We start from the raw sequence: 14106 nt of genomic DNA, 5'->3' as shown, positions 1-14106 counted from the left end.
AGCAGCAGGCGATTCGCTTGCTGTTTTTTTATGAGAAGATAGCGAACAGTTAGAAAAAAAGTGCTTCGGTTGTCACTGATTTAAAATTTTACTATAATTGAAGCAATGTGCCTGAAAGATCAATTCAAGGATCGGGAATCAGGAAATATGGTTAGAGGTGGAACTGGAATGAATAAAATCGCGGTAATCGGAAAAGTATTCGTCGACATAAAAGGAACTTCGTTCGCTCCTTTGCACAAGGATGCGAAAAACGTAGGAGACATCACGTTTTCGAATGGAGGAACAGGACGCAACGTAGCACAAAACTTAGCCGTCCTCGGGAATGAAGTTCGCTTTATCTCGACGGTTACGAATGATCAGATTGGCGTGGGAGTGCTCGATGAGCTGAAATCTTACGGTGCGAATGTGGATCATGTCGAAATGTTAGAAGATCATGGAATGGGTATGTGGCTAGCGGTCATGGATAACGAAGGTGACTTGCAAACCTCAATCTCGAAACAACCGGATGCGAAGTTGCTCGAAGAGGCGATTTTACGTCAATCAATCTATGCGCTCGATGGAGTCGATGCCGTTGCCATCGATCTTGATTTGTCTGTTACAGTCTTGGAACGTTTGATTCATCTATGTCGCAAAATGGAGTTGCCATTGTTTGGTGTTTGTGGTCACTTGAGCGTCATTGAACGGAATCGTCATCTGTTACAAGGATTCACTGGATTCATTTGCAGTCGCGAAGAAGCAGAAATTTTGTCTGATCTGTCAATCGTGACGGTAGAAGATGCGATTCATGTAGCAAATGAGCTAGCGAAAAAAGGTGCTCCATTCACGGTCGTGACGATGAGTGAACTAGGGGCGGTCTACGTCGATCGTCGTACGGCGACGTCAGGTCATGTTGGAACGAAAAAAGTAAAAGTCGTCGACTCAACGGGAGCAGGCGATTCCTTCTTCTCTGCTGTCTTATCTGAATTGACAAAAGAAAAACCAGCAGAAGAGGCATTGAAGCTTGGCATGAAAATCGCGGCAGAAGTCATCGCTTCGACAGAAAACGGATTGGTTCCAGAAATGCTGGATGCCATTCAATGAATTAATTTTGAAAAGGGGTGGCGTCATGCCGATTCAACGAAGTGCGATCATTTTACGAAATGAACAGGATGAAATTGCGTTGATTCGACGGGATAAACCGAACGAAACGTATTATGTCTTTCCAGGCGGTGGAAAAGATGATGGAGAATCACTAGAAGAGACAGCGATTCGTGAAGCACATGAAGAACTTGGTGTCGACGTGGAGTTGAATGGCATTGCTGCCATCGTCCGTTTTAACGGATTCGATAACCCTTATTTTTGGGCGAAAGCAATTGGCGGTCGCTTTGGAACAGGTATGGGTGAAGAATTCGAAGAGGAAGAGTCTGGTTATACACCAGTCTGGATTAAACGATCCGAATTGCCGTCATTGCCGATTCGTCCACCGTCTCTTGCCAAACAATTGGCAGAAATGACAGAACCGTTCTATAAATTGATTCTTTCTGAAAACGAATGAGGTTTTAGTTGAAATAAAATGGGAAAAGTATATTAAAACAATGAGGTGGTCTTTGACTGCCTCTTTTTCATGAAGGAGAGATGACGATGGCGCATTCACGCGATCCTAAAGGGCTTGCCTTGAACTTAAAGCAGCGAATGTCCGATCACAACATTACGGATTATGCAGGGACACTCGCCTATTACTGGTTTTTATCCATTTTCCCAGGTATCATTTTCGTCATTTCCGTCTTGTCGTTCTTTGATATTGATCGTCAGACACTTGAGTCGCAAATCCGGGACTTAGCACCGGGTGGGGCCGTCAATACATTCACGGATACGATTTTTCAAGCCATCAAGGATCCGCAGGGGGGATTGTTATCGATTGGTGCGATTCTTGCCATCTGGTCCGCTTCAAAAGGTGTCGATCGCTTGATCACGACAGCGAACCATGCCTATGGTGATTTCTCGCCACGTGGTTTTGTCGCAGCACGCGGGATTGCTTTACTACTCACGATTGTTCTCGGAATCGGGATGTTATTATTAATTGTCTTGAACGTTCTTGGTGGTCCAATCATCACGTATCTTGCGAATTTCGTTCTCCCGATCGATATGGGGCAAAAAATCTTATTAACGGTCTTGCGTTACGTCGTTTCAACGATTCTATTGATTGGTATACTGTCGATCTTTTACCGCGTCGCACCAAAGCGCCCGATTACCTTTAAGGAAGCGATCCCAGGAGCCGTCTTTGGTGTCATCGTCTGGCAATTACTATCGGTCGGATTTGGATTCTACGTCTCGAACTTCTCAAACTACAATCAGACGTACGGTTCACTCGGTAGTGTCGTTATCTTGTTATTATGGCTTTATTTCACAGGATTGATCATCTTACTTGGTTCTGAATTGAACGCGTCATGGGAACGATTCATGAAAAAAGCGGATCCGAAGAAGATGGAAGAAAAGCGCTTGAAGGAACAAGCAGAACTCGATTCGATTCCGACGAATACGTTCGGATGAAGAGACGAAAAACGTCTGATTGCCATGCGGCAGTCAGACGTTTTTTTATGATTAAGCGGCTAATCGTTTTTCGGATACACGCTGTGGGAGAGTTGGTAAAGCATCCTGTTGAAGAAGACGTAAGCCATTCAGGATGACAAGAATCGTCGATCCTTCGTGTCCGACGACAGCGAACGGCATGATTAGGAACTGTGACAAGTTGGATGCGATCAATAGAAGGATGACACCGATCGCAAGCGTGATGTTTTGTTTGACGATCCGGTTCATCTTCCGGGCTTTATGCACGGCGTAGGCAAGACGACCTAAATCGTTTTTCATCAAGACAACGTCAGCAGTCTCAAGCGCAGCATCCGTTCCTTCACCCATTGCAATCCCGACATGTGCCAGTGCGAGCGCCGGAGCATCATTGATACCATCACCGACCATCGCGACGGTCCGACCTTCTGTTTGGTATTGTTTGATGTAGCGTACTTTATCTTCCGGTAGGCACTCAGCGACGAAGTCCGTCAATCCCGCCTCACGTGAGATGGCAGCTGCCGTGACCGGATTATCACCAGTTAACATGATCGTTGCGATGCCGAGATCATTTAAGGCGGCAATCGCTGTTTTGGCTTCCGGACGAATCGTATCACGTAACGCATAAAGCGCTACGATCTGTGTTCCATTGCTGACATAAACGATCGTATGCCCTTGTTCTTTCAATGACTGTTCGATTGCGACGAATGGATCGTCTAAACCATCGTGGAATGCCCGTTTACCGATACGATACGTGACACCATCGACAGTTGCTTCAATCCCGTATCCTGTCACATCTTTAAACGTTGACGGTTCGCGGACATCGGTTTTTAAGTGATCGACGATCGCTTGTGCGAGCGGGTGGTTCGACTGTGCTTCGATGGAAGCAACCGCTTGTTCGACGGCTCGGACATCGATTCCTTCCGCGTACCGACTTTCAGTGACGACCGGTTTACCTGTTGTCAGAGTCCCTGTTTTATCGAAGACGATCGTATCGACTTGTCCGAGCGTCTCGATGTGGGCGCCTCCTTTAAAAAGAACGCCATTTTTCGCAGATGCGGCAATTGCAGACAAAGCAGCAGGTGTAATCGACGCGACAAGGGCACAAGGTGAGGCGACGACGAGAAGAATCATCGCGCGATAAATACTTGTCTCAAATGTCCAACCAACGACGTAATGAGGGAGGACCATCATCAGTGCGACGACAAGCAATACGATTTTGACATAACGGCTTTCGAAACGTTCGATGAACTGAGCAGATGGAGACTGTTCACTTTGTGCGTTTTGGACCATATGAATGATCTTTTGGAACAACGACTCGTCAGCAGCTTTCGTCATCTCAATCGTCAAGACACCGTTCATGTTGACGGTCGAGTTATAGACGGTATCGCCCGTTTGTTTTTCAACCGGAATCGATTCTCCTGTAATCGATGCTTCTTCGATCGCCGCTTGACCACGGACGATGACACCATCAACCGGAATCCGCTCACCAGGACGAACATAGACGAGGTTACCGATCGCTAATTGTTCGATTCCGACGACTTCGAGTTGACCGTTTGCATTCAAACGTGTTGCTTCCTCCGGTTGTAAGGACATCAAGCTTTGCAAGGCACGTTCGTTCTTATTCATCGTATATGTTTCAAGGGCACCGGATAACGCAAAGATGAAGATGAGGATCGCACCTTCCATCCAGTAGCCGATGGCAGCCGCACCGATGGCAGCTAAAATCATCAACAATTCGACGTTCAACGTTTTTTCTTGATACGTCTCCGTCAATCCTTCCTTCGCTTTCGCATATCCTCCGATGACATATGCTGATAAGTACAACGTGACATAAACGGCAGACGCCGTATTGAATTTTTCGAGTCCGTAAGCAACTAAAATCAATATTCCGCTAAACAATGCTAGAATCAATTCGTGATGCTCATCCCAAGCATGACGGAATACGGAACGCTGTTGAACATCGGTAGTAGTGGAAGTCGTCATATTAAAACTCCTTTCAAAATGTAAATGAGAAATGAAATCATTATAGAAAGAGAATGAGAATGTGATGTATCAATAAGTTTAATTGATTGATAATGAGTTTCATTGTCTCTAGATTATAATTATTATTATCTGTAGAATTACTATACCATGCTTCAGTGAAAAGGAACAGGAAAGGAACTAGAAAGATGCAAAAAATTTTAACCCATCGGATTGGACTCGTCGTCTTTGCGTTACTGACGACTTTTTTGTGGGGAAGTGCGTTTCCCTTCATTAAAAAAAGTTACGAATTACTACAGATCACATCTTCCGAATACGGAGAACAGCTGCTGTTCGCGAGCTATCGCTTCTTCTTGGCAGGTGTGCTGTTACTTGTCGTCAGTGTCCTGGTCTTCAAACAGACGATCACACTGAAGGAGCGGACTTACGCCTATAGTCGTCTCGGCTTCTTTTTGACGTTCTTGCAGTACGTCTTCTTTTATATCGGTCTATCTTTATCAACTGGCGTACAAGGATCAATCATTGCTGGATCGACTTCGTTCTTCCAGATGTTGCTGGCACATTTTCGATATGAAGACGATCGACTGAATCGATTTAAAGGACTCGCCTTATTCCTTGGATTCACAGGTGTCATCTTGGCCAACTGGCCACAAGGTGGGCAAGGTGTCTCGTTTGGAGTAGGGGAAGGATTATTGATCGCAGCAATGGTTTCCGGGGCGTTCGGTAACTTGATTGCCAAAGAATACTCGGCACGTTATCCGGTGGCACCGATGACTGGATGGGCGATGGTCATTGGATCAATCGGTCTCTTTATCGCAGGAGTCATTCTCGATGGTCACGTCGCACCATTCACCTTTTCAACGACAAGTGCTTGGATGCTCGTGTATCTTGCCTTCTTATCAGCGACTGGATTTACACTTTGGAACTTACTAATGAAATATAATCCAGTCAGTAAAGTGTCGTTGTTCATGTTCTTCGTACCGATCTATGGTGTCAGTTTATCGGCCTTGATTCTCGGCGAGACGATTCCGCCGCAAGCGTTGCTTGGGTTACTCTTCGTCGTCAGTGGTATCTTAGTCTCGACGTACCTTCCTGTATGGTTTCAAAAGCGAGGTTGACGAAGATTCAGAATCGTGCAAAAATAGTTTCAATCAAAGTAACTCCCAATCGTTCGTTGCTCAAGCCGACCCGTTCGGCTTTTTTCTGTACGGTCAAGTGAAGACCGATTCGGCCTTGTCTGAAAGGCTAGTGCGACTATAAAACGGAAGGAGATGAAAACGAATGGAACGGAATGAGATCGTTCGAAAGATCATTGCCACTCGTCGTCCACGTGATGAGTTTGCCCGGTTCGTCGTAACGTGCGTCAGTCAGCAGTTGAAGGAAACCCATGGAGATGTGGATGTGGAAATCATCGAGGCGGAGAGAGGTTACGATTCAGTGTGGTCAATCAACGGTCGAGAGGTCGTCGTGCTGCTCGAGACAGAAGAGCTGAAGCGTGCAAAAGAACAGCCGTATGCGATCGACGATAAGCTCTGGCGGAGTTTTCGGCAAGAAGGAATCGTGAAATAAAACAAAGGATCTTGCGCATCATTAGCGCAAGATCCTTTGTTTTAGATCCGGGATGATTCGTGACGTTTCGCGTATCGTAAGAGAAACGCAAGTGTCGCTAGAACCAGAACGAATAGACTGAAATAAAGCATAGCTGGAAGCAGAACGAACAAGCTGCCAGCAATCGGTCCAAGGATCGAACCAAGACTAAAGGCAATCCCTGCAAGCAAGTTGCCCGTCGGAAGAAGGTGTCGCGGTAACTGTTCCGTCATATAGGCGACACCGAGCGAGTACGTCGAGCCAAGTGCCATCCCGCTAATAGCAAAAATCGCGAATAACCAACCGTATCGTTCGAAGACGAAGCAAGCGATAAGGAAAGCAACGGAGCCAATCGAAAGAACGGTTACTAACGTCCGACGTTTTCCGAAGTGATCAGCAAGTCGTCCCAGTGGAAGCTGCATGATCAATGAGCTGACGACGAATGTCGTGATCAAGGTACTCGTCTCAGATAGACCGTACCCGTTACGCGTCGCAAAAACGGGAAAACTGGCATTCAGTGTGGCTTCGAGAAAACCATATGTAAAGCCAGGAAGTAACGTGAACCAAGCAGTTGATAGGACAAGTTTATACCGTGAGGCGGCGCTTTGCAGCTCCTCCGGCATGACAGATGACGGTTTTTCGTTCGGCATACGCGATAACAAGATCAGGACGATGACAGTCAATGTACCAGTCAACACGAATGGTAGCCAGTTGATGACATCGACGAGAGGTGCCGCAAGAGGACCAAGAGCAAAACCAAGACCGAATGCCATCCCGTATAGTGACATCGTTCGTCCTAACCGCTCATTTGGGGTAATGGACGTCACCCAAACCTGTGATCCATAGTGTAACGTCTGATCACCAAATCCGACGAGGAACCGTAAAATCATCCAAGCAATGACGCTTGGAAGAAGTGGAAATAAGAAAACCGCTACTGCAACAAGAGCGAGTCCAAACGAGATGACCGGAATATAACCACGTCGTCGTAGTGGACCTTCCATGAGAGGGGCGGCGACGATGACACCGATATAGAGAACGGCAGCGCTGAGACCGTTGATGAAAGCGGGGGTTCCTTGGCGTTCAAGTAAAATAGATAACAGTGGAATCAGCAGACCTTGCGTGAATCCGGAAATGAAGACGATCGATAAGATAAGAGCAAAACGACGTGACACAAGTAACGACGACCTTTCTTTTTTCTTTTAGCATAACACGCCCCGGTCTCCGAAAAGGGAGACCGGGGCGTGCTTCATTTATTTTCTTGTTCAAAACGTGTCGGACGCGGCATATGCAGCAGATGTTCGTCCCAGTCTGTCTGGTCAAAGACTTCATCATGTTCGATGCTATGTGAAGCGCGAATACCAACCATCATGACGAACAAGACCATACTGAACGTACCGATGATTGCGACAATACCTACGAGCCATTCCATCCCGGTCACCCCTTTTTAGAAAACAGAATGTGTCTACTTTGTGACATTTTTCCCGGCATGGCTTCGTTTGAAACCTATTTTCCGTTCTTAAAGCCGACTCGATTGTTTTGTGAAATCAATCTCAGGGTAATAAGCGTTCTTCACAAGCGCGTTCGGTCCAAGGCATTGCACCGCAGGACAGTGACACGACAAGCTTTTATTCAGTTCCGTCTCTTGCCACTGCGCATACGCATCATTAAAAGACGTCTCGTGAATCGTACCGAGCGAAGCGAGTTCATCGCCGAAGTCGGTCACGATGATTTCACCATCAAAGATGTTGACGTTGAGACGAGAACGACCATCTGGGTCATTGCGGACCGATACGTTTTTCTCCTGACGCAAGCGACGGTGCAATTCTAAATCTGCCTCTTCCATCGAACAAGCGTAAAAAGGTAGTGTTCCGAATAACATCCAGACGTTCGGATCCCGGACGTCGAGCAAACGATGAATCCCGTCACGGATTTCAGATAAGCTAGCTGCTTCGATCATTGACGCGAAGTCAGCTGGGTACATTGGATGCACTTCGTGACGGACACAGCCCATATCGACGATTTCTTTATGGATCGCTTCAAGATGTGGCAACGTCCGTTTATTGATCATCGTTTCGGCAGACACGATGACACCACGTGCATTCAAGACACGAGCATTCTCTTTCATCGTTTCAAATAGTTTCGTTCGTGCTTCACGTGACGGTTTTCGCTCCATCATCGCAAAGCCACCATCGATGAAATCATCGGCTGTTCCCCAGTTATGTGAGATATGCAAGACATCGAGATAAGGGATAATTAATTCATAACGAGATAATGGAAGTGTTAAATTTGAGTTGATTTGGGTTTTAGCGCCACGTTCGTGGGCATACTTAAGTAAAGGGACGACGTACTTTTTGACGGACTTCATTGAAAGCATCGGTTCGCCGCCTGTAATGGAAAAGGCGCGTAGGTGTTCGATTTCATCCAGACGTTGAATAAGCAGTTCGACAGGGATTTCAGGTGACTCGCTACTGGATAACATGTAACCGACGGCACAATGTTCGCAGCGCATGTTACACAGTTTTGTCGTCGTGACTTCAATGTTCGTCAAACGGACCGTGCCGTATTGTTCAATGTCGCGATAAGCTTCCCACGGATCGTTCGCGATCGTTATGGGTGATGAATGTGACATAGATACTCCTCCTTTTTAGTGCTCCACTTCGTATCGTATGCTAAAATAACGTCGGAATCCAGCGGAAGAAAGGAAGTCTGAATAATGGGAAAAGCAAGAACTGATAAACTTGGTCAAATGAATGTGCTAAAATCAAGAATGCAGCTTCTCTGTCATACAATCGATTCACTCGATGAATCATCAGATATCGAAGATTTGGAACGACTGATCGTATCACTAGATCAACTCAAGGCGAAAGTCGTTCGGTATGCGAAGGATATGAAAGAACAAGAAGAAACGAAAAAAGCGGTAGATTGAGACCGCTTTTTCATTTGCGTAAAGAGAAAGGATGAAATTAATGGCAACAAAAATCAAATTACAGACAGGTGAGGTCCGTTCGGTCACTTGTCTACGGATGGGCATCAACGGTGAAGGGATCGCGACGCTCGAACGACAAATCGTCTTCATCCCAGGATTGCTTGTAGGTGAGACGGCGCAAATCGAGATCACGGAAATCCATGCGAACTATGCGAATGCAAAGATCTTAAAGCGTGACGATCGTTCACCAGACCGCGTGACACCACTTTGCCCAGTCTATAGTGTCTGTGGTGGCTGTCAATTACAACATATGAGTTACGATGGGCAATTGCGTTATAAGGAAGAGATGCTTCGCAATGCGTTCTTAAAATCAACGAAATTGAATGTCGAAAAGGCCGATATCCGTCCGACGATTGGTTCGAAGGAGTGGGGTTACCGCAATAAATCACAATTCGTCGTCGGGAAACAAGGCAATGAAATCGTTAGTGGTCTCTATTCTGCGAATTCGAATCGTCTGGTCGCAATCGATGATTGTGTCGTCCAAAATAAGGATACGCTTCGTGTCAACCAAGCTGTCACGAAATTACTCAACGATTATAAAGTACCTGTTTACCATGCAGCAAAACAAGACGGTGTCATGCGCCATATCGTCGTCCGGACAGGAATCAAAACGGGTGAAATTCAAGTCGTGCTCGTTGCCTTTAAAGACGGCTTCCGTGATCTAGAGGGTTTGTCGCGCGATATCATGGACATTCCAGGTGTCGTCTCGGTCGCGCTGAACATCAATGATAAGTTGACGTCACGTGTTTTTGGAGAAGAGACGGAAGTCTTGCGCGGTGTCGAACGGATTGAAGAAGAGATGGGCGAGTTCACGTATCAACTGTCGCCACGCGCCTTCTTCCAGTTGAACCCGGAACAGGCAGAACGGATGTATGAGGAAATTGCCCGTGCTGCTGCTTTGACAGGCGAAGAACGTGTCGTTGATGCTTACGCAGGTGTCGGTTCAATCGGACTTTGGATTGCTAAGGGTGCAAAAGAAGTCCGTGGTATGGAAATCATCGAAGAAGCAGTTGAAGATGCGAATGCGCATATGAAGCAATATGGCTTTGACCATGCGCATTATGTCGTCGGTAAGGCAGAAGCATGGATTCCACGTTGGGTGAAGGAAGGCTGGATTCCAGACGTCTTCATCGTCGATCCCCCCCGTTCAGGTTGCGATACGCAGTTATTGAACGCAATGATTTCGTCTAAGGCGAAAAAAATCATCTATGTCTCGTGTAACCCGCAGACGCTTGCACGTGATTGCGATCATTTGATGAAAGCGGGATATAAGGTATCGTACATTCAACCGTATGATATGTTCCCACAAACGGCGCACGTTGAAGCGATCGTCGTGCTCGAAAAGAAGAAAAAGAAAAAGTTCTAAGCGCGAAATAAGCCCGTATGCACTCCTTGAACGAGTGAACATACGGGCTTATTTTCTGTGACTGCTCACTTACGTTTGCGAAACATAATCGAACGTGGCGTCACATTCGGAAAAACGTTCCTTCAATTGACTGACGCGGTCAGCTGGGAGTGGACCACGTTCAATCAATTGCTGGTTCAAAGCGAGATGTTCTGGTCGAGACGTTCCGATGATGGCCGTCGTGATTCCTGGTTCGAAAACTGTAAAACGTAACGCGGTCTCAAGCCAGCTAGATTCCTCGAGTGGATAAGCCAGTTGTTGCGCTCGTTCCCAGTATGGTTCAACATATTGCCCGACCGGACGATCCGTGAAGCGCCACGGTGCATTACCGATTGGACGTTTGGCGATGACCCCGTGATTCAAAAGTGTAGGTAAGACTTGATCGACGCGTTGATCAAACAGATTGAAGGATGTCTGGAAACTATCGAAGCGTTTCGTTTCGATGGCATACTGCAAATCTTCTCGATCACCGGAATAGGCAATGACGCGGACTTTTCCAGCTTGTTTTGCTTGTTCAAGCGCTTCGATGACATCACTTTGAGCGAGGATTTCTCGACTACAAGAATGTAAGTGTACGATGTCGAGATGATTCGTTTGCATCGTCTGTAAGGCTTGATCGATGCCACCTTGAACCGCTTCAAACGTCCAATCCTGTGTACCGGGAACATCATAGCCGACTTTCGTCGACAAAATGACGTCGTGCCGACGATTCTTTAGAAATTGTCCGACGCGTTGCTCCGATAAGCCATAGCCGCGTGCTGTATCGATCAGATTGATGCCAAGATCACGTGCTTGTTCGAGCAAATAGATTGCTTCGCGGTCCGTCATCTGTTCTGCACCGATGTGACCGGCTCCGAACCCAAGCGGGGACACGAATAGATCGGATGTTCCAAAACGTCTTAACTTCATGAACGATACTTCCTTTCAGACAACCTGTAGTTTTATATCGATGATGCTCGTTTTTGGAGATTACGATAAATCAGATAACCAACGAGTGCCACGCCTGCTATCGACCATTGGACGATGGACGAGAATTGCATGAATTGATGGACGGCGAGCACTTCGACTAACATCGCTGGAATTTTTCCAATCGTACTCGCAGTTAGGAAGAGTAAGACGGAAATACCACTAGCAGCACTGACAATGTTGACGATGCCTGACGGGACAAATGGTAACAGCCGTAACAAAATGATCGTCCAAAAAGCTTCATGTCCTTGTTGTGTTTGGAGCTTTTGTTGCAAACGATTGACTCGATCTGGAAGCGGGCGACGAAGGGCATATCGTAGTCCTTTCCGGTAAAGTAGAAACGCACAAACCGCACCTAGGACTTCACCGGTGAAGGAGAGCAATGTGCCCGTCCATAGCCCGAAATAGACAAGATTCGCAGCGGTGACGAACGTACTCGGTAGGACACCAAGAACACTGATGACGACGCCAACCAAGACACTAACGAACGGAGCGAACGGTCCGAAGAGTTCAAAGGTTTGGATGACATGTTGTTCCATTATTCGAATTCATCCTCTTCATCCGGAAGAAGCGGTAACTCGATGTGGACGGTCGTTCCTTCTCCAAGAACGGAGTCGAACCGGATCGTCCCATCATGACGATCGATGATGTGTTTTGTGATCGCAAGACCAAGACCGGTTCCGCCATCTTTCCGCGTCCGTGATTTATCGACGCGATAAAAACGTTTCGTCAGTCGATCGAGATGTTCTTCCGGAATGCCTTCTCCTTCGTCCCGGATAAGGCAATGCGTCCGGTCGCCGATCGTTTCAGTCGATAAGAAGATCTGTTTGCCGGGCGGTGTGTATCGTAAAGCGTTATCGAGTAAATTGCCGAAGACTTGCTCGAGACGGTCTGTATCGCCTAAGACAATTTGATCCGGATCGAGATTCATCACGAACGTGACTCCTTTTGACTGGGCGATCGGTTCCATCCGGTAAATGACATCTTCAAGTACTTGACTGAAGACAAGTGGTTGTTTCGACATCGGATAGGAATCGCGTTCAAGTTGAGCGAGATCGAGCAGATCATTGACGAGACGTTGCAGACGCTCCGTTTCCCGCTCAATGATTTGGTAATACTGCGCACGCTTTTCTTCCTCGAGCGAATCATCCTGCATCATCTCCGTATAGCCACGAATGTAGGAGAGAGGTGTCCGCAATTCATGACTGACGTTCGCGAGGAACTCCTTTCGCTGCTCGTCGACCTCACCGAGCGATTCCGCCATCTTGTTCAATGTTTCTGCGAGTTCTCCGATTTCATCGTCCGATTGAATCGGAATCCGGTAATCAAAGTCACCTTGTGCATAAACAGTCGAGGCGCGCTTCATGTCGATCAACGGACGGATGATCGTATCGATGATTTGTCGTCCGAAGATGACGAGATTCAAGACGATCAGTCCGATCATGAAGAAGATCATCAGGCGGAGTGGGCGGAATGGTTCACTGATTTGACCGAGTTCTAGATATAAAATCAATGTACCGACCAGTCGATTGTTTTCGATGATCGGAAATCCAGTCATTAGAATGTCCGTTCCTTCTATCGGATGGGTCCGGCTCGAGACGACCGTCTCGCCATTACGAAGCTGTTCGATGTCCGCATTCGTCAAAAAACGGAGTCCTGCCGGATTTTTCTTCAGAAAATCGATGAAGAAGACTTTCGATTCCGTCAATTCATTCGTATAAGTCATCCCATCGTAAAAAGCACCAGATAAGCCTTCGGACTTGTAAATGTTGATTAGCTTTTCCCCTCGGTTCAATAAGATATCTTCTTGCGTCTGAAGATAGAACCGGTCGTAGAGATAAAACGTCAGCAGGACGAACAGAATGGCAGAAAAAACGCTCGTGAACCAAATCGTGATCCAAATCCGGCGCCGAATCGTATAGCGCTTAATCATACTTCCTCGAATTTATAACCGATGCCCCAGACGGTTTGAATCGAGCCACCAGCTTCCCCGAGCTTTAAACGAAGTGTTTTGATATGCGTATCGACCGTCCGTAAGTTCCCGATATAATCCGCACCCCAAATTTGATCGAGTAACTGTTCGCGAGAAAAGACCTTATCATTGTTTTGAGCGAACAGATGCAGCAAATCAAATTCCTTGCGCGTCAGACTGACCGGTTTGCCGTTGACGTGGACACTCCGACTTTCCGTGTCGAGTTCAAGCATACCGAGCGTTAAAGTAGCCGATTGATCAACTGTAAAGCGGTGAGAGCGACGAAGCGTCGCTTCGATGCGAGCAAGCAGTTCGCGTGGGCTAAACGGTTTTGTAATATAGTCATCAGCTCCGATTTTCAGACCGTGGATGCGGTCGAGTTCGTCCGAACGTGCCGTCAGCATGATGATCGGAACGTTTGAGAACTCACGGATGCGCATACATGCTGTCAAGCCGTCCATTTCTGGCATCATGACATCGAGCAGGACGAGGTGGAATGTATTTTGTTGAATGAGATGGATGGCTTCTTGTCCGTTAGAAGCTGTCATCGTCGTGTAGTGTTCTTTTTCGAGATTCGAGACGAGAAGGTCACGCATTTGTGCTTCGTCATCTACTACGAGAATGTTAAACGATTCTGGCATTAGTCTTCGCTCCATTTCCTGT

At 46.9% G+C, this 14106-nt stretch carries 14 protein-coding genes and 1 pseudogene; 7 read left to right on the top strand and 8 right to left on the bottom strand.

Annotation, left to right across the window (positions count from 1 at the left end; genetic code table 11):
• The first annotated feature begins 168 nt into the window (after positions 1-168).
• The 3 genes from B2U10_RS11695 to B2U10_RS11685 all read left to right on the top strand — a co-directional run bounded on the left by B2U10_RS11695 (position 169) and on the right by B2U10_RS11685 (position 2529).
• Positions 169-1080 carry a PfkB family carbohydrate kinase gene (locus B2U10_RS11695; protein WP_035412684.1) on the top strand — a complete coding sequence of 304 codons (912 nt, stop codon included), beginning with the start codon at positions 169-171 and terminating at the stop codon, positions 1078-1080.
• Positions 1081-1105: 25 nt separating this feature from the next.
• Positions 1106-1534, top strand: a complete 429-nt coding sequence (locus B2U10_RS11690; RefSeq protein WP_290787891.1) for an NUDIX hydrolase — start codon at positions 1106-1108, stop codon at positions 1532-1534.
• Between the two features lie 86 nt (positions 1535-1620).
• Entirely contained in the window at positions 1621-2529 is a 909-nt protein-coding gene (locus B2U10_RS11685; protein ID WP_035412690.1) for a YihY/virulence factor BrkB family protein, read from the top strand.
• Positions 2530-2580: 51 nt separating this feature from the next.
• On the opposite strand, the gene B2U10_RS11680 is transcribed toward B2U10_RS11685, so the two are convergent.
• Positions 2581-4530 carry a heavy metal translocating P-type ATPase gene (locus tag B2U10_RS11680; RefSeq protein WP_290787889.1) on the bottom strand — a complete coding sequence of 650 codons (1950 nt, stop codon included), beginning with the start codon at positions 4528-4530 and terminating at the stop codon, positions 2581-2583.
• A 185-nt stretch (positions 4531-4715) separates the two neighbouring features.
• Between B2U10_RS11680 and B2U10_RS11675 the strand changes: the two genes are divergently transcribed.
• Complete coding sequence (locus B2U10_RS11675; RefSeq protein ID WP_290787886.1) at positions 4716-5645, top strand: DMT family transporter; 930 nt, start codon at positions 4716-4718, stop codon at positions 5643-5645.
• A gap of 163 nt (positions 5646-5808) precedes the next feature.
• Positions 5809-6096 carry a hypothetical protein gene (locus tag B2U10_RS11670; protein WP_023467290.1) on the top strand — a complete coding sequence of 96 codons (288 nt, stop codon included), beginning with the start codon at positions 5809-5811 and terminating at the stop codon, positions 6094-6096.
• Between the two features lie 41 nt (positions 6097-6137).
• Here the strand turns inward: B2U10_RS11670 and B2U10_RS11665 are convergent.
• The 3 genes and pseudogenes from B2U10_RS11665 to yfkAB all read right to left on the bottom strand — a co-directional run.
• Positions 6138-7289, bottom strand: a pseudogene (locus tag B2U10_RS11665) (MFS transporter); the annotation flags it as partial.
• Between the two features lie 71 nt (positions 7290-7360).
• Positions 7361-7543 (bottom strand): hypothetical protein, encoded by a 183-nt coding sequence (locus tag B2U10_RS11660; protein ID WP_023467292.1) that lies wholly within the window; start codon positions 7541-7543, stop codon positions 7361-7363.
• An 87-nt stretch (positions 7544-7630) separates the two neighbouring features.
• Positions 7631-8743 (bottom strand): radical SAM/CxCxxxxC motif protein YfkAB, encoded by a 1113-nt coding sequence (gene yfkAB, locus B2U10_RS11655; protein ID WP_290787850.1) that lies wholly within the window; start codon positions 8741-8743, stop codon positions 7631-7633.
• An 84-nt stretch (positions 8744-8827) separates the two neighbouring features.
• Between yfkAB and B2U10_RS11650 the strand changes: the two genes are divergently transcribed.
• Both B2U10_RS11650 and rlmD read left to right on the top strand, forming a co-directional pair.
• Positions 8828-9040: an SE1561 family protein gene (locus tag B2U10_RS11650; RefSeq protein WP_023467294.1), complete on the top strand. Its 213-nt coding sequence runs from the start codon at positions 8828-8830 to the stop codon at positions 9038-9040.
• A 40-nt stretch (positions 9041-9080) separates the two neighbouring features.
• Positions 9081-10466, top strand: a complete 1386-nt coding sequence (gene rlmD, locus B2U10_RS11645) for a 23S rRNA (uracil(1939)-C(5))-methyltransferase RlmD (protein ID WP_056063648.1) — start codon at positions 9081-9083, stop codon at positions 10464-10466.
• 69 nt (positions 10467-10535) lie between these two features.
• Here rlmD and B2U10_RS11640 read toward each other — a convergent pair whose 3' ends face one another.
• The 4 genes from B2U10_RS11640 to B2U10_RS11625 are packed head-to-tail and all read right to left on the bottom strand — an operon-like array spanning position 10536 to position 14084.
• The gene (locus B2U10_RS11640) at positions 10536-11414 is read right to left on the bottom strand and encodes an aldo/keto reductase (protein ID WP_290787848.1); all 879 of its coding nucleotides are present in this window, start codon (positions 11412-11414) and stop codon (positions 10536-10538) included.
• 32 nt (positions 11415-11446) lie between these two features.
• On the bottom strand, positions 11447-12010 hold the full coding sequence (locus B2U10_RS11635) for a TVP38/TMEM64 family protein (RefSeq protein ID WP_290787846.1): 564 nt from the start codon (positions 12008-12010) through the stop codon (positions 11447-11449).
• Entirely contained in the window at positions 12010-13404 is a 1395-nt protein-coding gene (locus B2U10_RS11630; protein WP_056063655.1) for a sensor histidine kinase, read from the bottom strand. Before B2U10_RS11630 ends, B2U10_RS11635 begins: the two co-directional genes overlap by 1 nt.
• Positions 13401-14084, bottom strand: coding sequence for a response regulator transcription factor (locus B2U10_RS11625; protein WP_023467299.1), 684 nt, complete (start codon positions 14082-14084; stop codon positions 13401-13403). Before B2U10_RS11625 ends, B2U10_RS11630 begins: the two co-directional genes overlap by 4 nt.
• Positions 14085-14106: the final 22 nt, after the last annotated feature.

This window comes from Exiguobacterium sp. UBA7533 (genome assembly GCF_002479335.1).
Classification (GTDB): domain Bacteria; phylum Bacillota; class Bacilli; order Exiguobacteriales; family Exiguobacteriaceae; genus Exiguobacterium_A.
Note: the sequence above shows the minus strand (reverse complement) of the source record. Positions and strands in the feature narration are given on the sequence as shown.